Source organism: Saccharibacillus qingshengii (assembly GCF_013185195.1).
GTDB classification, from domain to species: domain Bacteria; phylum Bacillota; class Bacilli; order Paenibacillales; family Paenibacillaceae; genus Saccharibacillus; species Saccharibacillus qingshengii.
The window spans coordinates 17628-42084 of the sequence record NZ_JAAZWC010000020.1; the positions used below are offsets into that span (position 1 = coordinate 17628).

16 protein-coding genes are annotated in these 24457 nt (G+C 56.3%); 12 read left to right on the forward strand and 4 right to left on the reverse strand.

The features are described from left to right. Positions 1-127 precede the first annotated feature (127 nt). Together HRQ60_RS16380 and pepF are read left to right on the forward strand one after the other, a co-directional pair. Positions 128-2038 (forward strand): cellulase family glycosylhydrolase, encoded by a 1911-nt coding sequence (locus tag HRQ60_RS16380; RefSeq protein ID WP_172197436.1) that lies wholly within the window; start codon positions 128-130, stop codon positions 2036-2038. A 196-nt stretch (positions 2039-2234) separates the two neighbouring features. Further along, on the forward strand, positions 2235-4046 hold the full coding sequence (pepF, locus tag HRQ60_RS16385; RefSeq protein ID WP_172197439.1) for an oligoendopeptidase F: 1812 nt from the start codon (positions 2235-2237) through the stop codon (positions 4044-4046). A 208-nt stretch (positions 4047-4254) separates the two neighbouring features. On the opposite strand, the gene HRQ60_RS16390 is transcribed toward pepF, so the two are convergent. From HRQ60_RS16390 to HRQ60_RS16400, 3 genes are all read right to left on the reverse strand, one after another. Next, a complete protein-coding gene (locus HRQ60_RS16390) occupies positions 4255-4881 on the reverse strand; it encodes a nitroreductase family protein (protein WP_172197442.1) in 627 nt (208 codons plus the stop codon). A 205-nt stretch (positions 4882-5086) separates the two neighbouring features. Further along, positions 5087-5677, reverse strand: a complete 591-nt coding sequence (locus HRQ60_RS16395) for a YjgB family protein (RefSeq protein WP_172197445.1) — start codon at positions 5675-5677, stop codon at positions 5087-5089. A gap of 97 nt (positions 5678-5774) precedes the next feature. Beyond that, entirely contained in the window at positions 5775-8084 is a 2310-nt protein-coding gene (locus tag HRQ60_RS16400; RefSeq protein WP_172197448.1) for an AraC family transcriptional regulator, read from the reverse strand. A gap of 628 nt (positions 8085-8712) precedes the next feature. On the opposite strand from HRQ60_RS16400, the gene HRQ60_RS16405 reads away from it, so the two are divergent. The 9 genes from HRQ60_RS16405 to HRQ60_RS16445 all read left to right on the forward strand — a co-directional run bounded on the left by HRQ60_RS16405 (position 8713) and on the right by HRQ60_RS16445 (position 22926). After that, positions 8713-9669 carry an ABC transporter permease gene (locus tag HRQ60_RS16405; protein WP_172197597.1) on the forward strand — a complete coding sequence of 319 codons (957 nt, stop codon included), beginning with the start codon at positions 8713-8715 and terminating at the stop codon, positions 9667-9669. A 37-nt stretch (positions 9670-9706) separates the two neighbouring features. Beyond that, the gene (locus HRQ60_RS16410; protein WP_172197451.1) at positions 9707-10612 is read left to right on the forward strand and encodes a carbohydrate ABC transporter permease; all 906 of its coding nucleotides are present in this window, start codon (positions 9707-9709) and stop codon (positions 10610-10612) included. A 54-nt stretch (positions 10613-10666) separates the two neighbouring features. Beyond that, the gene (locus HRQ60_RS16415) at positions 10667-12271 is read left to right on the forward strand and encodes a type 2 periplasmic-binding domain-containing protein (protein WP_172197454.1); all 1605 of its coding nucleotides are present in this window, start codon (positions 10667-10669) and stop codon (positions 12269-12271) included. A 128-nt stretch (positions 12272-12399) separates the two neighbouring features. Next, positions 12400-13806: an alpha-L-fucosidase gene (locus tag HRQ60_RS16420; RefSeq protein ID WP_172197457.1), complete on the forward strand. Its 1407-nt coding sequence runs from the start codon at positions 12400-12402 to the stop codon at positions 13804-13806. Between the two features lie 113 nt (positions 13807-13919). After that, positions 13920-14966 carry a carbohydrate-binding family 9-like protein gene (locus tag HRQ60_RS16425; protein ID WP_172197460.1) on the forward strand — a complete coding sequence of 349 codons (1047 nt, stop codon included), beginning with the start codon at positions 13920-13922 and terminating at the stop codon, positions 14964-14966. A gap of 84 nt (positions 14967-15050) precedes the next feature. Continuing rightward, positions 15051-17912, forward strand: a complete 2862-nt coding sequence (locus HRQ60_RS16430; RefSeq protein WP_246281369.1) for a transglutaminase domain-containing protein — start codon at positions 15051-15053, stop codon at positions 17910-17912. A 40-nt stretch (positions 17913-17952) separates the two neighbouring features. Next, a complete protein-coding gene (locus HRQ60_RS16435; protein ID WP_172197466.1) occupies positions 17953-19101 on the forward strand; it encodes a glycoside hydrolase family 18 protein in 1149 nt (382 codons plus the stop codon). Positions 19102-19439: 338 nt separating this feature from the next. Then, positions 19440-21137 carry a M3 family oligoendopeptidase gene (locus tag HRQ60_RS16440; RefSeq protein ID WP_172197469.1) on the forward strand — a complete coding sequence of 566 codons (1698 nt, stop codon included), beginning with the start codon at positions 19440-19442 and terminating at the stop codon, positions 21135-21137. Between the two features lie 94 nt (positions 21138-21231). Next, positions 21232-22926 carry a M3 family oligoendopeptidase gene (locus tag HRQ60_RS16445; RefSeq protein ID WP_172197600.1) on the forward strand — a complete coding sequence of 565 codons (1695 nt, stop codon included), beginning with the start codon at positions 21232-21234 and terminating at the stop codon, positions 22924-22926. A 65-nt stretch (positions 22927-22991) separates the two neighbouring features. Here HRQ60_RS16445 and HRQ60_RS16450 read toward each other — a convergent pair whose 3' ends face one another. After that, positions 22992-23909, reverse strand: a complete 918-nt coding sequence (locus tag HRQ60_RS16450) for an AraC family transcriptional regulator (RefSeq protein WP_172197472.1) — start codon at positions 23907-23909, stop codon at positions 22992-22994. A 128-nt stretch (positions 23910-24037) separates the two neighbouring features. Here HRQ60_RS16450 and HRQ60_RS16455 point away from each other — a divergent pair, with 128 nt between their 5' ends. Beyond that, positions 24038-24448 carry a response regulator transcription factor gene (locus HRQ60_RS16455; protein ID WP_172197475.1) on the forward strand — a complete coding sequence of 137 codons (411 nt, stop codon included), beginning with the start codon at positions 24038-24040 and terminating at the stop codon, positions 24446-24448. Positions 24449-24457 lie beyond the last annotated feature (9 nt).

The following is a 24457-nucleotide window of genomic DNA, read 5'->3' on the forward strand; positions in this document are numbered from 1 at the left end:
GCCGGGTCCGGTTCCTCTCGGGGAATCGGGCTTTTTTTCCATTAATAGGTTATTCTATAGAGGGGACGCCAAAGAACGGGTAATAAGAAGAAAGAAAACATCCAAGAACAGCAATGGAGGGGAAAAGATGCGAAATCGTTCGTTGAAAAAAGGAGTCTGTCTGATGCTCGCCTGTCTGCTGGTCGGACTGTTGGCGGCCTGTGCAGGAACCGGAACATCCGCTTCCGCCCGCGAGCCGAACAAACCGAAGCAGAGCGGCAAAACGGAAGGAACCCAAAAGATCGCTCCGGTGCTTGCAGTCAACAGCTCCGCGGCCTCGACTTTTGTAGGCAAGCACGGTCGGCTTCAAGTGAAAAACGGCAAATTGACCGATGCTTCGGGCAAATCGGTACAGCTGAAAGGGATGAGCTCGCACGGCATTCAATGGTTCGGCGATTACGTCAACAAAGACAGTATGAAATGGCTGCGTGACGACTGGGGATTGAATGTGTTTCGGGTTGCCATGTATACGGACTCGAACGGGTACATTTCAAATCCGGCGCTGAAAAACAAAGTGAAGCAGGCGGTGGACGATGCGATCGAGCTGGGCGTGTACGTGATCGTCGATTGGCATATTTTGTCCGATGGCGATCCGAATACCTACAAAGCGCAGTCGAAAGCTTTCTTCAAGGAGATGGCGCAGACCTACGGGGATACGCCGAATATCATCTACGAGATCGCCAACGAACCCAACGGAAATGTGACTTGGGCCAAACAGATCAAACCGTATGCGGAAGAAGTCATCAAGGTCATCCGTGCGGAAGATCCGGATAACCCGATTATTGTCGGTACGGGAACCTGGAGCCAGGACATTCAAGATGCCGCGGCTTCGCCTCTCAAAGACAGCAATGTGCTGTACGCGGTGCATTTCTATGCGGGAACGCACGGAGCGTGGCTGCGCGACCGGATCGATGCCGCCATGAAGCAGGGACTGGCGGTCTTCGTCAGCGAATGGGGAACAAGCGATGCTTCCGGAAACGGCGGCCCTTACCTGACCCAAGCCAAAGAATGGACCGATTTCATGGCCAACCGGGGGATCAGCTGGGCCAACTGGTCGCTCGCGGATAAGCAGGAAGCGTCGGCCGCTCTGGCTCCGGGAGCAAGTTTCAAAGGCGGATGGACCTCCTCGCAGTTGAGTGCATCGGGCAAGTTCGTGCGCGAACAGATGCGTAAAGGCACAGCGCCGGTTACGGGAGGAAGCACACCTGCGGTGCAGATCCCGGCACAGGTCAAAGGGCTGAAAGCGTCGGCCGGCCGTTCCCAAGTCGCGTTGACCTGGAACGCCGTACCGGGTGCAGGCAGCTATATGCTCAAGCGCGCCGAAGGCGGCGGCAGTTATACCGTCCTGCAAAAAGGCATCAAGGGAACGTCGTTCACCGATCAGTCGGTCGTCAACGGCAAAACCTATCGGTACAAAATAAGCGCGGTAAACGCCAAAGGCGCCGGAGCCGATTCGGCCGAAGTATCCGCCAAACCGGCAGCGTCAGGCGGGACTCCTACTCCTGCCGTACCGACGCCGGTTACGCCTCCCCCTTCGGGCGCGAACGCCGGAAGCCTGGTGCTGATGCAGCGCAGCCTGGACGACAATCCGTCGGACAACGCGCTGCGGCCCGTATTCAATATCCGCAATACGGGTTCCTCGGCCGTTTCGCTCAAGAATGTAAAGATTCGCTATTACTATACGAATGAGAGCCAAGCGGGGCAGAACTATTTCTGTGATTGGGCACAGATGGGGGCTTCGAACGTCAAAGCTGTCTTCGGCAGAACGCAAGGTGCTCCGGAAGGAGCCGCCGATTACGTGGAATTGAGCTTCGTTTCGGGTTCGATTCCAGCAAACGGCGAGACCGGAGAAATCCAGTCGCGGATTCATAACAGTGCCTGGAGCGATTACGATGAAACGGATGACTATTCGTACGCACCGGGTCAGCTTGAGTTTGCCGAGTCGAAACATGCCGTGCTGATCGTGAACGGTACACGGATGTTCGGCTTGGAGCCGTAAGCGAGGGGAGAAGAAGGAACAGAAAAGTTGGCTGCAGCTGACACGCTTTGGCATTTTGCAACGATTTGCTGCCCGGGGTAGAATAAAAGGGCGTATTCTTGAACCGGATCCAAGCGGTACCGGATAGGCGCGAACGCGAATGGGCTGCATGGCCCTGCCGCTGCCGCGCCTTATTTCATGAAGAGGAGTGAAGACGATGAGCGAGAAAGTATCGATGCGTTCCGAGGTTCCGGAGGCTTCGACCTGGAATCTGGAGCATTTGTTCTTGACGGAAGACGATTGGAACCAAGAATTGGAACAGACGCTGCAGAGTGCCCAAGAAGTGACTCGGTTTCAGGGACGTCTGGGAGAAGGGGCCTCCGTGCTGCTGCAGTGTCTGAGCGCGCATGAAGCCGTATTGGAAAGAGCACGCAAGGTAGGGGCTTACGCGCATCTGCGGCAGACCGAGGACGGGACCAATCCCGACAATCAAGCCCGCTCGGCCAAGTCGGGCGATGCGCTGACAAAGCTTGCCGCCGAGTTTACGTTTATCGACTCCGAGATTCTGGGGCTCGAAGACGGAACGATCGAACGCTATCTGGCCGAAGAGCCCGGATTGGCGGAATTTGAGCGCAGTTTGAAGCTGCTGCTGAAGCAAAAACCGCATAGTCTGTCGCCCGAAACGGAAAAGGTGCTGGCTTCGCTGTCGGAAGTGCACGGCGCCCCGTATCGAACCTATCTGCGCGGCAAGCTGGCCGACATGACGTTTGCAAGCGTCGAGGTGGACGGCAACCGTTATCCGGTATCGTTCGCTTCGTACGAAACCGATTACGAAATGCACGCCAATACCGAACTGCGCCGCAGCTCATTCGCTTCGTTCAGCCGAGGGCTGCACGCTTACCGCAACACTTTTGCGGAAGCTTATGCCGCGGAAGTGAAACGTCAGGTAGTCATGTCCCGTCTGCGGAATTACGATTCGGTGACGCAGATGCTGCTTGAGCCGCAGCAGGTGACGGAAGAGATGTACGAAGCGGTTCTCGATACGATCCAGACGGAACTTGCGCCGCATATGCGCAAATATGCCGAATTGAAGAAGAAGGTACTCGGGCTGGATACGTTGTATTATTGCGATCTCAAAGCGCCGCTTGATCCGGAATACAGTCCGTCGATCACTTATGAAGAAGCCTGCCGAACGGTACAAGGCGCGCTTGGGGTACTGGGCGACGAATACGGAGAGATCGTCGAAGCGGCGTTCACGCAGCGCTGGGTCGATCACGCGACCAATGTCGGCAAATCGACCGGAGCCTTCTGCGCATCGATCTACGGTTCGCATTCCTATATCCTGATGTCCTGGGCCGATAATATGCGCGGGGCGTTTACGCTGGCGCATGAAGTGGGACATGCCGGACACCTTATGTTGGGCGCGCGCTACCAGCGGATGGCCAATTCCCGCCCGTCGCTCTATTTCATCGAAGCCCCGTCGACGATGAATGAACTGCTGCTCGCGGAGCATCTTCGCGCGCAGTCGGAAGACAAACGTCTGCGCCGCTGGGTCATCATGCAGCTGCTTAATACGTATTATCACAATTTCGTGACCCATCTGCTCGAAGGCGAACTCCAGCGCCGGGTCTATGCCCGTGCCATGGACGACCAGGCGATCACCGCCAAAGTGCTGAGCGATCTCAAAGGCGAAGTGCTGTCTTCCTTCTGGGGCGACACGCTGGAGCTGACCGAAGATGCGAAGCTGACCTGGATGAGACAGCCTCACTATTATATGGGCTTGTATCCGTATACGTATTCGGCGGGACTGACGCTGTCCACCGCGATGATGCAGATCATCCGGGAAGAAGGCCAGCCGGCCGTGGACCGCTGGTTGGACACGCTCAAAGCGGGAGGGTCGAAAACGCCGCTCGAGCTGGCCCAGATGGCCGGTGTGGATATGTCCGATCCGGCTACGATCCGCAGCGCCGTCGATTATGTCGGTTCGCTTGTGAGTGAGCTGTGCGAGCTGTTTGAAGAAGAGATCTAGCCGGTAAGCCTGCGCGGCGAACGATCCGAATAGCGGCCTGCGCATAACGGCGGCTTGCGAACAGCCTCGCCCGAATACCCGAATAGAAGTGCCAAAAAGACCGTTCCGCGGGAATCTTGGATTCCTGGCGGGACGGTCTTTTGGGATCGGCTGGGCACAGCCAGGAAGTAGGCAGCAGCCGCAAGCCGCAAGGCGGGCGGCGTTCCAATCAGAAGCGGTCGAACGTCACGAATTCCGATACCGGTTTGCGGTAGCCGCGGGGACGGCGTTTCGAGGAATCTTCTTTGCCGATCGTAATCAGCATGACGGGCGTCAGATGATCGGGAGCGCCAACGGCTTCGCGCACGGCCTGCGGATCAAATCCGATCATCGGGCAGGTATCCCAGCCTTTGTCTTTGGCGATCAGCATGAGCAGCATCGCGGACAAGCTGGCATTGCGGATCGCTTCGTCACGCTGGAATTGTTCGCCGCGCCGTTCGTAGAATTCCGTCACGTCGCGGACCGTCGTCTCGAATTCGGAGCGGTCGATGATGCCAAGCGACAGGAAGCCTTCGTTCATGTCGGCGATATGGGTATGAGCCTGCGTATCGCCGAATACGGCGATGACGGCTGAAGCGAGTTTGATTTTATATTGACCGCCGGAAGCCTGATAGACTTTTTCCTTGATGTCTTCGTCGGTGACAGCGGCATAATGGGCATGCTGAAGATTGAAGGCCGAAGGCGCAAGCTTGACTCCTTCGAAGATCTCGACCAACTCCTGTCGGGAGATCGGCGTGTCGGGCATGAATTTGATCGCGGAATGGCGGTTTTGGATAAGCATGTTCAGATCCTGCATGAGGGCACCTGCATTTCTATAGATTGGGTTAATAGGGGAGCGGAAGCTCGGTTTGTTCGGGTGCTATGTATCTGTATGATAATAGATATTTAAAAGTAAGTAAATAATTAAAATAAAGAATAAATGCCGGTTCAAACGAACCAAAAAGGCTTCCCTCAGCGGGAAGCCTTTTTGAATAGAGCCGGCGAACTGAACGGTTGGGCGTTCAGCTTTTGACCAGATTGATATGCGACAAATCCAGCGAGTTGTTAAAAATAAATTCGACATGATAGGCGCCGCGTTTGTACGTCAGCTTGGTCTGGATCGAATTGCCGGTTTTGATCGTGGTGGTGGAAGCCGGGGTATACCAGGCTTTTTTGACCATCGCGACCGTCATGCCGCCAATGTTCGTCTGCCGTTCCACATTGGTGCCGAAATAGCGGATTTCCTTGAGTACGCCTGCCGCATTATAGGACATAGCGTAACCCGGATTGCCCATATTGGCCGAATAGCTGTCGAAGCCCGAAGCCGAAGTGCGGCTCACATCCGGCGAACCGAACTTCTCGATCACTTCGCTCCGCTTCGTTTCTCCGACAACAAATCCGGCCGCATTGCCGGGGAATTCGCCTTTGAGAGCCGGTTTGTAGAATGTATTCAGCTGTTTGAGTGCCATTGCGCTGTACGAAGCGGTTGGGGCCTGCGCTGCCGATGCCGAAGGCAGGGGAAGTTGGGTGGCGGCTCCGAGAGAACCGATCGCAATTACGCCCGCGGCGGACAAGGCGAGCAAGGCTTGGCGTGCCCGGTTGACGGTATTCATCTGAATCTCCTCCTTGTTGGACCTTGATCCTCTTCCCATTTTACCCGATTGAAAGAAGGGGAAACAAGCTGCGCCGCCGGAGGCCTCCCCACAGGGATTAGGCTTTCTCTTGAAGTTCGCTGGCTGTGCCCGAGAAGAGTTTACGATATTGTCCCGGCGTGTGCCCAGTTTCTTTCTTGAATTTGCGGATAAAGTTCGGCGTATCCTGGTAGCCGATCCGCTGAATGATTTCCTTGAGCGGTTCGTCGGTGGTTGTCAATTCGACGATAGCCGCAGCCATTCGTTTCTGCCAGATATACTGCACGAAGTTAGTCCCGACTTTTTCTTTGAACGAGCGGCTGAAATAGGACATGGAGATCGAATAATTGTGCGAAATGGTCTCCAGGCTCAGCGAATGGTCGGCATAATGCTCGTCGATATACGCGACAATCGTGTCCATCAGCGTATGGGTCTCGCATTCTTCTTTTTGTTCGATCTGCTCGCACAGTCTGTTGACGAGCTGCAGGAAACTTTGTTCGAGTTCGTCCGGCGACGAGAACGCTTCGATCGAAGGGATACTGCCGTACAGATTATCGACGCCGGCTTCGTCGGCCGCTTTGAGAATCGTATTCAGGATATCGAACCCGATACAGCGCATATATCTGGCGGATAAGCCCGGCGCGCGCAGCGATGCCGCCGCTTCGGTAATCGAATGGACGGCCACATCGGCGCTGCCCTGCTTGAGACTCTGGGCCAACTTGAGCAGGACGGTCTTCGGCACCCAAGTGGCTTGTCCGGTCTCTTCCGTCAAGTCGCTGAAATAGGCGAGGCTTCCGCCTGTCGTGCGAGTCCGCGATTCAAAAGCGGAGCAGGCTTCAATAAACGATTGGCTGAGCCGGCCCGGACCTGCCGAGCAGGTTCCGATACCGAGCGAAGGATTCAGGCGGCCGATGCCTTGAAGATGGTCGTACACCGCCTGTACGATCCGTCCGATCTGCGCGGATTCGTCCAGATCGCCTACAGGATCGAATCCGACGATAAGCGCGATCTGATCGGGCTTGGGCAGTTCGGCCCCGTAGAGACGAGCCCCCAATTCCGGATACTCGGCTTCGGTCAGCATGGTCAGCATCAGCTGCCAGTCCCGGGCTTCTTCCGGCGTACCCGCCGAGTGTTCGCGGCCAATCAGCATAGCGAAATAATGCGAGCGGCCGAAGTCCAACCCGAACGACTCGGGCTGACCCGGCGCAGGACCCGCATCGTCCCCGTGACGGAGCAGCATCAGCAGAAAATGGTTGCGGGCGTACGGTTCCTGCAGATCGGCCCGTTCGCTGTAAGCCTGCAGCGCCGAGCGGATCCGTTCAAGTTCGTTGAGCGGATGGGTGTCCGGCAGCGAATCGGGCGGATGGCTCCGGGATACCGGTTTGGATTCCGCAAATTCGGACAGTTGAAAAATAGGGCTGTACTGCCGACGCGCAAGCAGCAGAGCGCCGACGCCGCCGAACACGACGACGATCGAGAATAAAGCGACAATAAAGCTCCGGATATGTAGCACGCTGCTGAAGAACTGCGAACTTGGCATCAGGGTCACATACTCCCAGCCGTTCAGTTCCGATTTGACCGAAACGACCGAATGCGGCACGCCGCCGATCTGGATACTGTGCGTACCGGTAGGCAAAGACACCAGCGAACCCAACGCCTGGCTGTCCAACGGCTCATCCTGGTTGCTTTTTACCGCGAGAACCTGGCCTTCGGCGTCGAAAATATAGGAAGAACCTTCGTAACCGCCCAGAATAGAGTCGATCAGGCCGGTCAGACTGGATTCTTTGACAAAATACATCAAGGTGCCGTGGGGGTTCGGACTGTTCGGTACAAGCGGCACCAAATAAACGAGCGTGGACTGCGCGTAACCGGAAGCCCGTTCTACCCGGTCGGCCGGACGCATCGTCGTATAGCGAACTTCGTTCAAATCGCGTTCCACCGTCTGGGCGGACCAGTTCCTGAACCGGTATTTGTCGGCAAATACATCCAGATCGTACATGCCCACGCTGGAATAGATCCGCGGATCGCCGCGGAAATAGAGAAACATCTCATCTACAATCGGACTGGCCGCTTTGTAATTGCCCAGTGCATCGATCGCTTCCAGGCTGTAATAGGCATCATGCACACGGTAGCGGCTCAGATTCGGATCGTAAGCGGCGCGCGACGCGATATCGTTCAGCTGCTGCAGATGGGTATCGACAATCGTTTCCGCCTGCGTCAGTTGATTGAGATGGGACCGTTCGATCTGCGACCGAAGATTGGAAGCCGTATTATGGTACAGAACGAAAGTCAGACAGATGAGCGGAATCAGCAGGACGAAGAGATAAGAAGAGATATATTTCAGAAAAAGCCGGGACTTGAAGTAGCTCGGTTTGACCGTCACTTTCATTCGTATAGGCTCCTTTCGTTATCGCTGAATGCCGCGCTAGTCCCTTGACCGATAAAGAGGTTAGGTTGCGCCCCTCGAAAACCTTAGATTTCATTCGGTCAAGGGACTTGGGTGTAGACAAAGTGTACGAGAGCAGCGGATTGTCAGGCAATATGTGGAATTTGACTCTTTTGCAAACGCTTTAATCGTGCTTCTATAGAGCGATCTTCCGCTTGGGAATGTGTCGTTTTTTACCTTTATCCGCTTGTGGGCGGTCCGATGCAGCCAGTTTGTATGAAATTTAAAATGGTTTTTCATGAAAAAACCTCGGGTTCTGTAATGTATTCTAACACATTTCACCGGATCTGCGGTTGTCAAAATCAACGACAGGACCAAAATGACATATTTACGCTTTGTGCTCCTTTCGGTAAACTCGCTGTAAACCCAAAGACATGAAACGCGGAGTCAAGCGAATGGAAATGCTTACAAAAAGTTGATCCTTTCGCTTTGCGAGCCGAAAGGCCGGCTGCGGCAAAGATTTGACGCACGGGAGGGAAGTGGGAGGAATCAGAATGCTTGTCAGGTAATATGACTTTCCTATTACTTCTACCTGATACGCGTACATTAAAACGAGGGAGTGAAGACGATGATGCACGAAAATGCAAAAGCCGTGTTGAACCCGGAAGCTCCGGCCAAACGCAAAGGAAAACTTCTAAAGAAGATCGCGCGAAATTGGCAGCTCTACATTTTCATGGCCCCCGCGCTCTTGACCGTCATTATCTTCAACTACGTGCCGATGTACGGCATCCAGATCGCTTTCAAAAATTACATTCCCGCATTGGGCATGGCAGAGAGCAAATGGGTAGGCTTCGATCATTTCACCCGATTCTTCGAATCCTATTATTTCTGGGATTTGATGTGGAATACTCTCAGTATCAGCGTATATGGACTGCTGATCGGATTCCCGCTGCCGATCCTTCTGGCTTTGGCTTTCAATGAGCTGAAGACCGGACCGTTCAAAAAAACCGTTCAAACCGTTACATACGCGCCGCACTTTATCTCTATGGTCGTCATGGCCGGTATGATCATCACCTTCTTGACGCCGTCTACAGGCATGATCATCAATCTGCTCGAAGCGGTAGGCATCACGCCGCCGAGCTTTCTGACCGATCCGCGCTGGTTCAAAACGGTCTATGTGCTGTCCGATGTCTGGCAGGCGACAGGTTGGGGCACGATCATCTATCTGGCGGCCCTGACCGCCGTGGATCCCGGGCTGCACGAAGCCGCCATTCTCGACGGAGCTTCGAGAATGCAGCGGATCCGGCATATCAATTTCCCGGTCATCATTCCGACGATCACCATTCTGCTGATCTTGAATATGGGCGGTCTGCTCGGAGTCGGTTACGAGAAAATCCTGCTGCTGCAAAATCCGCTCAATATGGAAGCTTCCGACGTCATCGCGACTTCCGTATACCGGACGGGTCTGCTGGAAGCCCAGTACAGCTATTCCACGGCGGTCGGATTGTTCAACTCGATCGTCAACGCGGTTCTGCTGATCGTCGTCAACCAGGTCGTACGGCGGACAAGCGAGAACAGTTTGTGGTAATACGGGATTTCCGGCAGAAGAAAAGGAGGGATGCAGAATGATCAGCTCGATCAAGGAAACCAGGCAGGATAAAATCTTTCTCGCTTTTGTTTATTTGCTGCTGACGGTGGCGCTCGTTATCGTCGCTTATCCGCTCATCTACATTCTAAGCGCCTCGATCAGCAATCCGACGATTGTGGCTGCCGGCGAAATGTGGCTGCTGCCCAAAGACATTACGTTCGAAGGCTACCGGCGGGTCTTCCAGGACTCCAGCATCTGGAACGGTTATCTGAACACGGTTATCTATACCGTCGTCGGTACGCTGGTCAATCTGATCGTGACGCTGCCCGCCGCTTATGCGCTCAGCCGCAGAGATTTCGTCGGGCGCAATCTGTTCATGATTTTGTTCATCGTCACGATGTTCTTCGGCGGCGGACTGGTTCCGACTTATCTGGTCGTTCGGAATCTGGGCCTTGTCGACAGTATGTGGGCGCTGATTCTGCCGGGGGCAACCTCGGTCTGGAACCTGATTGTCTGCCGCACCTTTTTCCAGTCTTCGATCCCGAGGGAACTTCAGGAAGCGGCGGAGATCGACGGATGCAGCAACTTCCGGTTGTACTTCCGGATTATCCTGCCGCTGTCCACCGCGCTCATTGCCGTCATGGCTCTCTTTTTCGGCGTCGGACACTGGAACAATTACTTCTCCGCGATGATCTACCTGAATCAGCAGGAAAAATATCCGCTCCAGCTGGTGCTGCGCCAGATTCTCGTTCTGCAGGAAATGTCGGCACAGGCCGGTACGGTCGATGCCTCGATGGCGACTTCGCTCAATAACAAAGCCGAAGTCGCCGCGCTGGTCAAATACGCCGTCATTATTGTCGCGACCCTGCCGATTATTGCGGTCTATCCGTTCCTGCAGCGTTATTTTGTGCAAGGTGTCATGATCGGTTCCGTCAAGGGATGATCTTGCCATAGAGTATGTCCGTAAGCCATTCAGAAAAAAGGGGAGGATTTGGATATGAAAATGGGTCGTAAAAAAGGGGCAGCCGCGCTGTCCGGACTTCTGCTGGTGTCCATGCTTGCATCCGCGTGTCAATCCGGAGGATCGACGGAGCCGGCGGCGGAAACAGGGGCAAGCGTAAGCAAAGACGGTTTCCCGATTGTCGAAAAGCCGATTACGCTGAGCGTATTCGCGCCGAGCGCCGATATGGCGCCGTGGGAAACGATGCCCGTTATTCAGGAAATGGAAAAAATGTCCAATATCAAGATCGAATTCCAAACCGCGCCGATCGACAGCTTCCCGACGAAGAAGAATCTGGTCTTCGCCAGCGGCGATCTGCCCGACATTCTGTACGCAGCGGACATTACGCCGGCCGAACAGGTCAGCTACGGCACGCAGGGTCAGCTTCTTCCGCTGGAAGACCTGATCGACAATTACGCGCCCAATCTCAAAAAGATCCTCGACGAGAATCCGAATGTGCGCAAGTCGGTCACCACGACGGACGGCCATATCTATGCGCTGCCGTTTATCGATACGACAGCGGTCTGGTACCGCGGTCCGATGTGGTACAACGGCGAATTCCTGGAAAAGCTCGGCGTGGAAGAACCAAAAACGACCGACGAGCTGTACACCTACCTGAAAAAAGTCAAAACGGAAGATCCGAACGGAAACGGAAAAGCCGACGAAATTCCGCTGACTTCGGTCAAGCTGGATGATCTGCGCATGTACTTCCTCGGTTTCTGGGGCATGTACAACGAAGTGTATTACGCGGACAAAGAAGGCAAAGTCCACTACACGCCGCAGGAAGAAGGATACAAAAGCTATCTGACGTTCCTGAACAAACTGTGGAACGAAGATCTGCTGGATCACGAGACGTTCTCGCAGACGGATGAACAGAAGAAAGCGAAAGGCGCAAAAGACCAACTGGCGCTGTTCAGCGACTTCTATCCGTACTTCACGCTTGGCGGAACCGAAGAAACGATGCAGGATCCGATGATGACGCCGGTCAGCAGCGAAATCGCGGATACGCCGGTCTACGGCAAGCACCCGGGCATGTCTTCCAACGGAACTTTCGCCATTACGGCGACCAATCCGAACCCGGAAGCCAGCATGCGCTGGATCGATTATCAATACGGCTACGACGGAGCGACGCTCTGGACGCAGGGACCCCGCGGCAAGATGTGGGACTACGTCGACGAAGCGACACACGAGAAGAAATACCTCGATGTGCCGGGCGGCGGCGACCGCGAAGAATTCCGGGCGACTTTGACTCCGAACTACGGAATCGTAACGCCGGGCGTCAACATTCCCGATCTGACCAACGGCCTGCGCAGCGAAGTCGAAGATTGGGTCGTCAAACAGAACGAAGAGAAACTGGTGCCGATCGCCAAGATTCCTTTCCCGAACGTGTATCTGACCAACGACGCACAGACCGAAGTGTCCGCGCTGCTGTCGGATCTGAATACGTACGTGGAACAGATGGAAGCGAAATTCGTAACCGGACAGGAGCCGCTCAGCAACTGGGACAGCTATGTGGCGCAGCTCAAAAAGATGGGCAGCGACCGCATCGTGGAAATTTATCAGGAAGCGTACGACCAATGGAACAGCGAGAACGCGCAGTAATCGGATAAACGGCGTCTCGCCCAGGCAGTAAGCAGCAGGGCGAAGGACGAAGCGGTTTGAACCGCCTTCGTTTTTCGCCCTTTGTTATGGACAGGCAGACAAAGGGAAGATTCGAGAAGGAGGAGCCTATGACGGAAGCGAAAATGGCGGAAGACACACAGCAGGCGGAACCGGTCGTCCATGAGGGTGTGCACAATTACAGCAGCGAAGACGAGTGGGTAAAACCCGAAGATCCGCTGCTGCTGGAACGCTTGGAATGGTTTAAAGACCAGAAGCTTGGCTTGATGATGCACTGGGGTCCTTATTCGCAGCTCGGGGTCGTCGAGTCCTGGGCGCTGAGCGACGGGGATGCCGATTGGGCGAGAGACTGTATCGATTGGGGCGTCGAAGGCGAAGAATTGAAACGGGAATATTTCGACCTCAACAAAACGTTCAATCCGATTCGCTTCCAGCCGGAACTGTGGGCCGATCTGGCTGCCGAAGGCGGATTCAAATACCTGACGTTCACGACCAAACATCACGACGGGTTCTGCATGTGGGATACGCATACGACGGATTACCGCATTACCGGACCGGATACGCCGTTCCATCGGCACAAGTATGCGGATATCTGCCGGAATCTGTTTGACGCTTTCCGCTCGCGGGGCCTTGCGATCTCGGCGTATTTCTCCAAAGCCGACTGGCATACGCCGGATTATTGGGCACCGGGGATGGAGCGGGGCGAGAAGATGTGGCGCGGCCCGTCGTACGACCCTGCGGCGTATCCGTGGCTGTGGGAAAAGTTCGTCACGTTTACGCATGAGCAGATTACCGAACTGATGACCCGGTACGGCCGGATCGATATGCTGTGGCTGGATGCCGGTTGGGTGAACGAACACAGCGGACAGGATATTCGGCTGGGCGAACTGGTCGACAAGATCCGCAGGGAACATCAGCCGTGGCTGCTCAGCGCCGACCGGACCGTGGGCGGGGCGTACGAGAATCTGATCACGCCGGAACAGACGCTGCCGGAGCGGCCGCTAAACGTGCCGTGGGAGAGCTGTATCACGATGGGCACTTCTTTTTCCTTCAATTATGAAGACCGGTACAAAAGCGTGCGGGAGCTGGTGCATCTGCTGGTCGAGATCGTAGCCAAAGGCGGGAACCTGGCGCTCAACGTCGGTCCGCAGCCGGACGGCCGTCTGCCGGCCGCGGCGATTCAAGGCATGAAAGGACTTGGCGCTTGGCTTCGTATCCATGGCGAAGCGATCTACGGCACCCGAATCTGCGAACCTTACGCATCGGCGGACAAAAAGATCCAGTTTACGCGCAAAGGAGATACGGTCTATGCGATTCGGCTGTACGCGGAAGGCGAAGCGGTAGAAGCGGAACTTGAGCTTCCGGTCAGCGGCGATTTCCGGGGGGCCGCTCTGCTGGGAACCGAAGGCGAACTGGCGCTGCGCCGGACCGAATCGGGCTTAAGCGTAACGCTGCCGGATTCGGTGCGCGAAGGCGAGACGCCGATCGCGCTCGTCATCCGGTTAAGCGAGTCGTGAGCGAGGAAGCGTGCAGGCTTTGACAATTGCACAGCGGCGGGCAGCACCGGAAGCGGGAGCGCCGCCGCTTTTTGCGCAGGCAAGAACGGAACGGAATCGGAGGAGGAAAACAGATGAATCTGGGCGGAATACCGGAACCGGCGATCCCGTTTGCGCCGCGTTCCTACGTATGCGGACGGGCTCCGGGCAAGCTTGAATTGGACGGGAGGCTGGACAAGCCGTTCTGGGCGAATGCGCCCTGGACGGACAGCTTCGTCGATATCGAAGGCGATGTCAAACCCCGGCCGGGTAAATTGACGCGGGCGAAGATGCTGTGGGACGACGAGTATTTCTATATCGGGGCGCAGCTTGAAGAAGACGAGATCTGGGCGACGCTTACCGAGCGCGAATCCGTTATTTTTTACGACAACGACTTCGAAATTTTTATCGACCCGGACGGAGACAGCCACCAGTATTACGAATTCGAGATCAATGCGCTGAATACGGTCTGGGATCTGATGCTGGTTACCCCTTACCGGGACGGCGGTCCTCCTATTAACGGTTGGGATATCCGCGGACTGAAGACGGCGGTACATATCGACGGCACGCTGAACGATCCGGCCGCGGACAACCGAAGCTGGAGCGTGGAAGTCGCGATGCCGTGGAAGATCTTGCGCGAATGTGCCGAAGGCCAGAAACCGCCGGAAGCCGGGCAGTACTGGCGCGTCAATTTTTCCCGCGTGCAGTGGCAGGTGGACAAGGAGAACGGCGAATACCGCAAACGGATCAATCCGCAGACCGATCGTCCTTATCCGGAAGACAACGGGGTCTGGTCGCCGCAGGGCGTCGTCAATATGCACTATCCGGAGATGTGGGGATTTGTACATTTTTCCGGAGAAGGCGAGGCGGAGAGGTTCGAGCTGCCGGCGGACGAAGCGGTCAAATGGAAGCTGAGACGATTGTATTACCGCCAGCGCAATCTGTACGAGCGGTCGGGAAGTTTCGCGTCCGAGCTGACTCCGCTGCTGGAAGACGGCGTTGCGGACGGGGAACTGTCGGCTCTGGGCGCAGCGGGACTGTTGATCGAGACGACGACGCATTCGTTCCGTATGCGTCTGCCCTCGGCGGACGGCAGCGGGGCATACTGGATACGCGAAGACGGAAAATTGTGGAAGGAGTGAGCGGATATGCAAACGGACGAGAGCAGGGCTGAACGGGGGCCTGGACAAGAATATGAACAAGAACATGAACAAGAGGCGAACGGCTTGATCCGAGAATCGGAAAAGCCGTCCTATCCGTTTTCGCTGGACCCGGCGCGCATGCAGGCGATCTCGGCCGCGTTCGAAGCGCAGAGAACGCTTGCAGCCGCGCGGGAAAAAGAATGCTTTGGCGTATTCGCCGGGCCGCTGAGCGAAGAAGAACGGCTGGCGCTGGAATTTCTCTATGCGCATATGCCGATCAACGATCTGGCGGATTACGACGGCGAACTGTTCCTGACCCATGTCCGGCAGGCGCTGCGGATGCGCGAAGAGATGCCTTGGGGAGCTTCGGTGCCGGATGATCTGTTTCTGCATTATGTACTGCCGCCCCGGATCAATAACGAACGTATCGAAGATTATCGGGACAAGATCGCCGGGGAGCTGCGGGATCGGGTACGGGGGTTGTCGATGTCCGATGCCGTGCTGGAGACCAATTACTGGTGTTACGAAAAAGCGACCTACACCGGCAGCGATGCCCGCACGATCTCACCGCTCGGCATGATCCGCAGCGCAAAAGGACGCTGCGGCGAAGAATCGACGCTTGCCACAGCCGCGCTGCGCAGTATCGGCATTCCGGCACGGCAGTGCTACACGCCGCGCTGGGCACATGTGGACGACAACCATGCCTGGGTCGAAGCCTGGGCGGACGGAGCGTGGCATTTTATCGGCGCCTGCGAGCCGGAACCTGCGCTCGACCGGGGCTGGTTCGACGGCCCGGCGCGCCGGGCCATGCTGGTTCATACGAGAGTACCGGCAGGCTATGCCGGAACGGAACCGGTCACGCACGGCGACGGCGTGCACACCGAGATCAATCTGCTGGCGAATTATGCGCCGGTACGGACGCTTGAAGTTCGCGTAACGGACGAAGCCGGCCGCCCGGCCGCGGGAGCCGATGTCCAGTTTCAGCTGTACAATTATGCCGAGCTTCATCCGATGGCTTCGATGCGTACGGACAAAGCGGGCAGGGTCCGCTTCGTGACCGGCTATGGGGATCTGGTCGTGCGCGCGGTGCAGGGCGAAATCTGGAGCGAGACGATCGTGTACGGAAGCCGTGCGATCCAGCCGGCAAACGGCTTGGATCTGCTGGGGAAAGAAGCGGCCGTAGAGGAAGTGGAACTCACCCTGTCGCAAAGCGGACAGCCTTCGGACCGCGTCGATTTTGAACTGACACCGCCGCCGGAGCGGGCCGGCGCGGCCGAAGAGCCGCTGCCGGAAGAGAAGCTTGCCCGGCACCGGAGCCGGACGGCCGAAGGCGAGCGGATTCGCGCCGCTTTCGAAGCGGGCTTTGCCGGCGAAGCAGAATCCGCGGTTCTGGCCGATCGGCTCGGATTGGACGCGGCGCGCGTCTTCAAGGTACTGGGCGATGCACGGGGCAATGCCGGGGAGATCGAGACGTTTCTGGAAGAGCACACGCCGCGACTCGGCGAGTGGCCGCTGCGGCTGCTGGAGAGCCTGACGTCCAAAGATCTGATCGATACCGAGCGCGCGACGCTTGACGATCATCTGCTCGGCGGGCTTGAAGCCGCCAAAGAAATCGGCATGGAAACGGGGATCCAAAACGGAACCCAAACGTCGGTTGCAGGGGAAGGCAGCGATGCAATCGACGATCGCTTCCTTTCCTACGTACTGGGTCCCCGCGTACGCTGGGAGAAGCTGGCGCCTTACCGCGCGCAGCTGCGCAGCGAGTTCGCGGCCGAAGACCTCACGGCTTACCGCGCGGATCCGCAGCGCCTGGCAGGAAAGGTCGCTTCGGACTGGACTGTTCTGCCCGATCGCACACCCGTGCCGGGCAAAGCTTCGCCGACCGGCACGTTTGCTTTGAAGAGCGGCGACCGCGAGTCGGTCGAAATCATGCTGGTCGCGCTCTGCCGCAGCTTGGGCATTCTGGCGCGTCTGCATCCGGCGGCGCTGCATCCGCAGGCCTGGGTGGAATCGGGTTGGATCGATCTGGAACGTCCGACCGAAGCCGGTTCCGGAATCAAGACCGCGCCCGAATCAAAGGACGGCATGGATTCCGGGGCGGTTGCAACGGGAAGCGGCGCGCCGGCCTATGGCACGCTGCGCCTGCGCAGGCCCGAACCGGCCGCCGCGCCGCATGAGCGTTCCACGCCGGCCGTCGAAGCTTCCTACCGCGAGAACTTTACGCTCGCCCGGTTGGAACAAGGATTCTATACGACGCTGAATTATCCGTTTCGGCGCCAGGATGTCTATGAGTCTCCGTTCGAGCTGGAAGCCGGCGATTACCGGATGACGACCGGAATCCGGCTGCAAAACGGCCGCGTGCTGGGCCGCCTGTACTATTTCACAATTCAACCGGGCCGCGAGACGGTGCTTGAACCGGTATTCCGCGAGCCGGAAGAATCGGTTCCGGTGCTGGCGGCGGCAGAAGGCGATTCGCGCCTGAGGCTGCCGGGCGGTGCCGAGCGCACGCTCGCCGAACTGTCCGGAAGCGGCGGAGCACTGGTCGCCTGGATCGATTACCGCCTTGAACCGACGCGGCATCTGCTGCGCGAAGCCGGCGAGCTCAAGGAGACGCTCGAAGAGCAGAACGTGCCGCTGGTCTTTATCGTTCACGCCGGTATTGCCGGAAGCGAGGCAGCCGTATCCGATCTGCGGTCGGGTCCGGTCAACGTTCCCGAAGAGATTCGTTCGTTCGTGCCGAAGCCGCTGCCGTCCGGCGCAATCTTTGCTTACGACCGCTCCGGCGAAGCGTTTGCGGCGATGAACGCGAACTGTCCGCCGCCGGGCACGGAATACCCGCATTTGTTCGTACTCGATCCTGATCTGAATATCCGCTACGCGGAATCCGGCTACAAGCCGGGCAGCTGCGCCGAAGCTCTGCAGATTCTGCGCACCGTGCGCGGCTGAACAACCCGCATCTACATCCCACAAGAAAAGAGGAACCGACATGAACCGCGAGAACCCGAACCTGTCCGAACTTCCTTCTGCCGATCCGCGGTCTTCCGCCGGTTTTACTCCGCGCGTAGTGGGCTACGTCGGCCATGCCGATCTGCCGGATCTCAAGACGGAAGATTTGCTCAAACTGACGCATATCAATATCGCGTTTGGCCATGTGCAGGAAGATCGCATCGTTACCGAGCATCTTCGGAACATGGACGAGCTTTCCCGCATCAAAAAAGAACATCCCGACGTATCGATCCTGCTGTCGGTCGGAGGCTGGAGCGCGGGCGGATTTTCCGAAGCGGCGTTGACGGAGCACGGACGCCGTTCTATGGCGCAGTCGTCGCTTGACGTCATCGCTCAATACGGCCTGGACGGGATCGATCTGGACTGGGAATATCCGTGCTACGCCGAAGCCGGCATTGCCGCAAGTCCGGAGGACAAAGACAACTTCACTCTGCTGCTCCGCACGATTCGCGAAGCGCTGGATCAAAGCGGTGCCGCCGATGGACGGCATTATCTGCTCACGATCGCCGCCGGAGCGGATCAATATTACATCGACGGAACGCAAATGGACGAAGTCCAGCTCTACCTCGATTATGTCCAGCTGATGACCTACGACATGCGCGGAGGGTTCCAGATTCTGACCGGACATCATACCAATCTGTATACGCCAAGCGGCGATCTATTCCGGATCAGCACGGAAGCTTCCGTCAATTTGTTCCTGAAAGCGGGCGTGCCGAAAGATAAGATCGTAATCGGAGCCGCTTTCTACTCCCGGATGTGGACAGGCGTACCGAATGTCAATAACGGTCTGCACCAGGTGGCGGCGACAAGCGGCGGCTACGGACCGGAGTTCACCGACCTGCACGAAAAGTATATTGAGCGTGACGGCTTCGTGCGCTATTGGGACAACGAAGCCAAAGTGCCGTATCTGTACGACGGCGGCCTGCATGACGGCGGCACATTTATCACGTACGACGACGAAGAATCGATCGCCTGGAAATGCCGCTATACGATAGAGCAGCAGCTCGGCGGCGTTATGTTCTGGGAGTACCGCTGCGACCGGACGGGGTTGCTGCTCGAAGCGATCCACGCCGGACTTCAGCCGTCTGTGCCGACCGGCGCGGACAACGCTTCCGTTTCGCCCTCCTAAACGATTAAAGATTGCACATCAAGGCCCGCAGCCGATACAATCGGATCAACGGCGTACCGTTTCGGAGCTTAGCCTTGCAAAAAAAAGGGATCGGCCGAAAGTCCCGCGTGCTTCCAGGCGCGGGGCTTTCCCGTTTCCGGCTGTCAGGGTAGTTGGGAATGATCGCCGCTATCGCCGGATAGCTATTCCATGATCTGCATTTTCCGCAAACAATAAAAAACCCCATTATGTCAACTAACCTGCCGCAAAAAGCGGAATATTTTACGTTTAATCTGGCGATTGAGCGTCGAATTCCGTATACTGTGGAAAGAGTCTGCCACATCAGAGGAGGAAAAGCATTGACGACTTTTCAGCAGTTCGAATACGTACGACCCGATATTGACCAGTTGAAGATTAATTTCAAGGAATGTATGACCCGATTCGAAGCCGCCGGCAGTATTGCGGAGCAGGAGTCTGTCATGCACGAGATCAATGCGCTGCGCAACAGCTTCGATACGCAGCACCAGCTCGTCAGTATCCGCCATTCGATCGATACGACCGACGAGTTCTACAAAGCCGAGCAGGAATTCATGGACGAAGTCGGTCCGGTCGTGCAGGAGTACATATCCGACTACTACCGCGCGCTGACCACTTCGAAATTCCGCGGCGAACTCGAGAGCAAATGGGGCAAGCAGCTGTTCGCTCTGGCCGAAAGCGCGATTCGCACTTTCAGCCCGGAGATCATCGAAGATCTGCAGTTGGAGAACAAGCTGTCCACGGAATACGATCAGCTGATCGCGTCCGCGAAAATCCCGTTCGAAGGCGAAGAGCGTACGCTGCCTCAGCTGCTGCCGTTCGAACTGTCCACCGACCGCGATATGCGCAAGAAAGCGTCGGAAGCGAGATTCGGATTCCTGAACGAACAAGAACCGGAACTGGACCGTCTGTACGACGAGCTGGTTAAAGTGCGTACCAAAATGGCGCACAAACTCGGCTATCCGAGCTTTGTCGAGATGGGTTACGACCGCATGATGCGCACCGACTACAATGCCGAGATGGTCGCGAACTTCCGCAAGCAGGTTCTGGAAGAGATCGTGCCGGCGGCCACGCGTCTGCGCAAACGCCAGGAAGCGCGGATCGATGTCGATACGCTGCGCTACTACGATAACGGATTCAGCTTCAAGAGCGGCAACCCGACGCCCAAAGGCGATCCGGAATGGATCGTCAAGAACGGCGAAGAAATGTACAAAGAACTGGCGCCGGAAACGGACGAGTTCTTCCAGTTCATGCAGCAGAACGAATTGATGGATCTGGTCAGCAAAAAAGGCAAAGCGGGCGGCGGTTACTGCACGTATCTGCCGGACTACAAAGCGCCGTTCATCTTCTCGAACTTCAACGGAACGTCCGGCGATATCGACGTTCTGACGCACGAAGCCGGTCACGCGTTCCAGGTGTATGCGAGCCGCGGGCACGAAGTGCCGGAATACCTCTGGCCGACGTACGAATCCGCCGAGATCCATTCCATGAGCATGGAGTTCTTCACCTGGCCGTGGATGGAGAAATTCTTCGAAGGCGATACGGAAAAATACCGCTTCGATCACCTGGCTTCCGGCCTGCTGTTTATCCCTTACGGCGTGTCGGTCGACGAATTCCAGCATTTTGTCTATGCCAACCCGGACGCGACGCCGGATGAGCGCAAAAGCGCCTGGAGAGAGATCGAGAAGAAATATCTGCCACACCTGAATTACGAAGGCAACGATTATCTGGAACGCGGCGGCTTCTGGCAGAAACAGGGCCATATTTTCGGCGCTCCGTTCTACTATATCGATTACACGCTGGCGCAGATCTGCGCATTCCAATTCTGGAAACGTTCGAGAGAAGATTTCGCAGCCGCGTGGAAAGACTACATCCATCTGTGCGGCCTCGGCGGCACGCAATCCTTCACCGGTCTGGTGCGCGAAGCCGGCCTGATCTCCCCGTTCGAAGACGGATGCGTGTCGTCCGTGATCGGCACGATCGAAGACTGGCTGAACGGCGTGGACGACAAAGCGCTGTAAGGCCGCTGTCCGAATCTTGGCGAATCCGCCGTCCGCTTCAATGCGGGCGGCGTTTTTTTACATAAGAAAGTTTAAGGAGGGAATGTCCATGACCTTGACGTTCAACGACTATCCGTATACCCGGCCCGATACCGAAACGTTCAGCCGCGAGTTCGAAGCAGTGATCGCCCGCTTCCAAGCGGCGCAGAGCCTGGACGAACAGGTGGAAGCCAACCGTGAATACAATAGGCTGTACGGCGCTTTTGCCACACAGGTAGTACTGGTCAATATCCGGCATTCGATCGATACGAATGACGAATTTTACCAAACCGAAAAAGCGTTCATGGACGAAAATATACCGTTGATCCAGAAAATGGAGGCGGCGTATCATCGAGTGCTGATCGCTTCGAAGTTCCGACCCGAATTGGAGAAGCTGTGGGGGACTCAGCTGTTTCGGCTGGCCGACGCGTCGAGCCGGGCGTTTGCTCCCGAGATCATCGAAGAGCTGCAGCTCGAGAACAAACTGTCTACCGAGTACCAGATGCGGATCGCCGCGGCCAAAATCCCGTTCGAAGGAGAAGAGCGCACGCTGATGCAGTTGATGCCGTTCGAACTGTCGACCGACCGGAACATGCGCCGCCGGGCGTCGGAGGCTCGGTACGGCTACATGGCGGAGCACGAAGCGGACTTCGACCGGATCTACGACGAGCTGGTCAAGGTGCGGACGCGTATGGCGCATAAACTCGGGTATCCGAGTTTCGTCGAGATGGGGTATGACCGGATGAAGCGGACCGATTTCGATGCACGGATGGTCGCCAATTTCCGCAAGCAGGTGCAGGAGGAGATCGTGCCTGCGGCAGCGCGTCTGCGCAAACGTCAGGAAGAGCGGATCGAAGTGGACAAGCTGCGTTATTACGATTTGGACTTCGGCTTCGCTACCGGTAATGCGGTGCCTCAAGGAGATGCGGACTGGATTGTGCAGCGCGGCGAAGAGATGTACGCGGAGATGTCGCCGGAGACGGACGCGTTTTTCCGATTTATGCGGGAGAACGAATTAATGGATCTGGTCAGCAAAAAAGGCAAAGCGGGCGGAGGCTACTGCACGGTTTTGTTCGATTATAAAGCGCCGTTCATTTTCTCTAATTTCAACGGGACATCTGCGGATATCGATGTGCTGACGCACGAAGCGGGCCATGCTTTCCAAGACTACCGCAGCCGGAACTATGAAAACTTGGCTTATTGTATGCCGACGCTGGAATCCGCCGAGATCCATTCGATGAGCATGGAATTTTTCGCCTGGCCGTGGATGGAACGCTTTTTCGGAAAAGACACGGACAAGTATCTGTTCAAACACCTGGAGAGCGCTCTGCAGTTTATTCCTTACGGCGTGGTGGTCGACGAATTTCAGCATTTCGTGTATGCCAACCCCGAGGCGACGCCCGAAGAACGCAAAGCGGCATGGAGATCGCTGGAGAAGAAATATCTGCCGCATCTGGACTACGAAGGCAGCGATTATCTGGAACGCGGCGGCTTCTGGCATAAACAGAGCCATATTTTTACCGCGCCTTTCTATTATATCGATTACACGCTGGCACAGATCTGCGCTTTCCAGTTCTGGAAACGCTCCAGAGAAGATTTCGACGCCGCATGGAAAGATTACGTGCATCTGTGCGGACTCGGGGGCAGCCTCTCGTTCACGAATTTGGTGCGCGAAGCCGGCCTGATCTCCCCGTTCGAAGACGGATGCGTCTCGTCCGTGATCGGTACGATCGAAGAATGGCTGGACGGCGTGGACGATAAACGGCTGTAGTTTGGCGGATAGGAAGACATCGATAACTCGCGGCTGAATCCAAAAAAAAGGACGAGACCGGCAGATCAGCCGGCTTCGTCCTTTTGCGATTGGGAAACTTCAGCAGAGACTTCGGCCGCGGCATGCTTGCGGAAATCCTGCGGAGTACGGCCGGTCTGTTTGTGAAAAACGTGGGAGAAGTAGCTGGCCGTCTGGAAACCGCAGGCCAACGAAATTTCGGAGACCGGCCGGTTTGTTTCTTTGAGCATCTCGCAGCTTTTCTGGATCCGGTACTGAATCAAATAATTGTTGGGCGTCAGATGGACATGTCTCTTGAACAGTTCGCAGCATCGGCTCCGGCAGACGGAACCGGCCGCGGCAATCTCGTCGATCGTAATCTTGGCTTCGTAATGCCGATGGATATAATCGGTCATGCCGTGAATCGCGGCCAATTGGTTGGCATCCGCGGATTCCACGGAATTCTCCCGAATATGATCGGCGACGCAGGCGGACAGATAGGCGGCCCGGGCCAGCAGCTGCAGCGGATTTGTCCGCATATGCTCGTACATCCCGACCAGCAGCTGCAGGACTTCCTCCTGCCAGGGAATCTCGGAGGACAGCCGCAGAAAGTCTTCCGCGTTCAGTCCGAATTTCTGGTCGAGGTAGGCTTTGCCCGCCAGCGTATGTTCGCCAAGCAGCGACGGGTGAATAGTGACCACGATATAGGTACAGCTCTCGCCGAGACCCGAAGATCCGTGATGCAGGCGTTTGCTGTTGACGAAGATGCCGCTGCCGCTCTCCAAGCGGATTTCCCGGCCGTTGACGAAATAATTCATCGCTCCTTCAAGCACCAGAACGAATTCCAGATCCGCATGCCAATGATAAGCAAAAGCGTTGGTCTCAAAAAGACTCAGCGAGCCTTTGTATACGCATAACGGAAAACCGGGTCTGTTGTAATGCAGTCTTTCGGACAGATCCGAAAAAACTTCAAGCTGTCTGTACATCGCTATCCACTCCAAAATGTATACGATATTGATACTATCATACCCGATTTTTAGAGCGGAAAGGTCGATTTTGATATACAATTTTGATAAACCCAATTTTGCTTCCAGCACACAGGAGAGTGACGCCGATGAACGTGCTGATTATTGCCGACGATGCTGTCGTGAACACGGCGATCGAAAAAGCGGTCCGCCAATATGATCCGGGCTGTGCGGTTTTTGCAGTATCTTCGCCGCGTGAGGCCGTGAACATAATGAGTACGGTCTCCATGTCGATCGTATTTTCGGAAATCGAGATGCGCGAAATGAACGGCTTGTCTTTTATCGAGGCGCAAGGGAAATTCCCTTCGGCGGCCTGCTGGGTCGTCATTTCCGAATTCAAGAACTTCTACGATATCCAAAAAGCGATCCGCTTGGGCGCAAAAGACTATCTGCTGAAACCGCTCGATGCCTCTGGAATTTATGAGCTGTTGAAATCCCGGCTGCTTCACAAAGCGAATACGTATAGACACAGCGGATCCAACTGCGCAGGCTGTATATAAGCAGAGGTC

What these genes read in the sequence shown, in the direction of transcription:
- HRQ60_RS16380 (WP_172197436.1), top strand. Translation starts at nt 128, where the DNA reads ATGCGAAATCGTTCGTTGAAAAAAGGAGTCTGTCTGATGCTCGCCTGT.
- pepF (WP_172197439.1), top strand. Translation starts at nt 2,235, where the DNA reads ATGAGCGAGAAAGTATCGATGCGTTCCGAGGTTCCGGAGGCTTCGACC.
- HRQ60_RS16390 (WP_172197442.1), bottom strand. Translation starts at nt 4,881, where the DNA reads ATGCAGGATCTGAACATGCTTATCCAAAACCGCCATTCCGCGATCAAA.
- HRQ60_RS16395 (WP_172197445.1), bottom strand. Translation starts at nt 5,677, where the DNA reads ATGAATACCGTCAACCGGGCACGCCAAGCCTTGCTCGCCTTGTCCGCC.
- HRQ60_RS16400 (WP_172197448.1), bottom strand. Translation starts at nt 8,084, where the DNA reads ATGAAAGTGACGGTCAAACCGAGCTACTTCAAGTCCCGGCTTTTTCTG.
- HRQ60_RS16405 (WP_172197597.1), top strand. Translation starts at nt 8,713, where the DNA reads ATGCACGAAAATGCAAAAGCCGTGTTGAACCCGGAAGCTCCGGCCAAA.
- HRQ60_RS16410 (WP_172197451.1), top strand. Translation starts at nt 9,707, where the DNA reads ATGATCAGCTCGATCAAGGAAACCAGGCAGGATAAAATCTTTCTCGCT.
- HRQ60_RS16415 (WP_172197454.1), top strand. Translation starts at nt 10,667, where the DNA reads ATGAAAATGGGTCGTAAAAAAGGGGCAGCCGCGCTGTCCGGACTTCTG.
- HRQ60_RS16420 (WP_172197457.1), top strand. Translation starts at nt 12,400, where the DNA reads ATGACGGAAGCGAAAATGGCGGAAGACACACAGCAGGCGGAACCGGTC.
- HRQ60_RS16425 (WP_172197460.1), top strand. Translation starts at nt 13,920, where the DNA reads ATGAATCTGGGCGGAATACCGGAACCGGCGATCCCGTTTGCGCCGCGT.
- HRQ60_RS16435 (WP_172197466.1), top strand. Translation starts at nt 17,953, where the DNA reads ATGAACCGCGAGAACCCGAACCTGTCCGAACTTCCTTCTGCCGATCCG.
- HRQ60_RS16450 (WP_172197472.1), bottom strand. Translation starts at nt 23,909, where the DNA reads ATGTACAGACAGCTTGAAGTTTTTTCGGATCTGTCCGAAAGACTGCAT.
- HRQ60_RS16455 (WP_172197475.1), top strand. Translation starts at nt 24,038, where the DNA reads ATGAACGTGCTGATTATTGCCGACGATGCTGTCGTGAACACGGCGATC.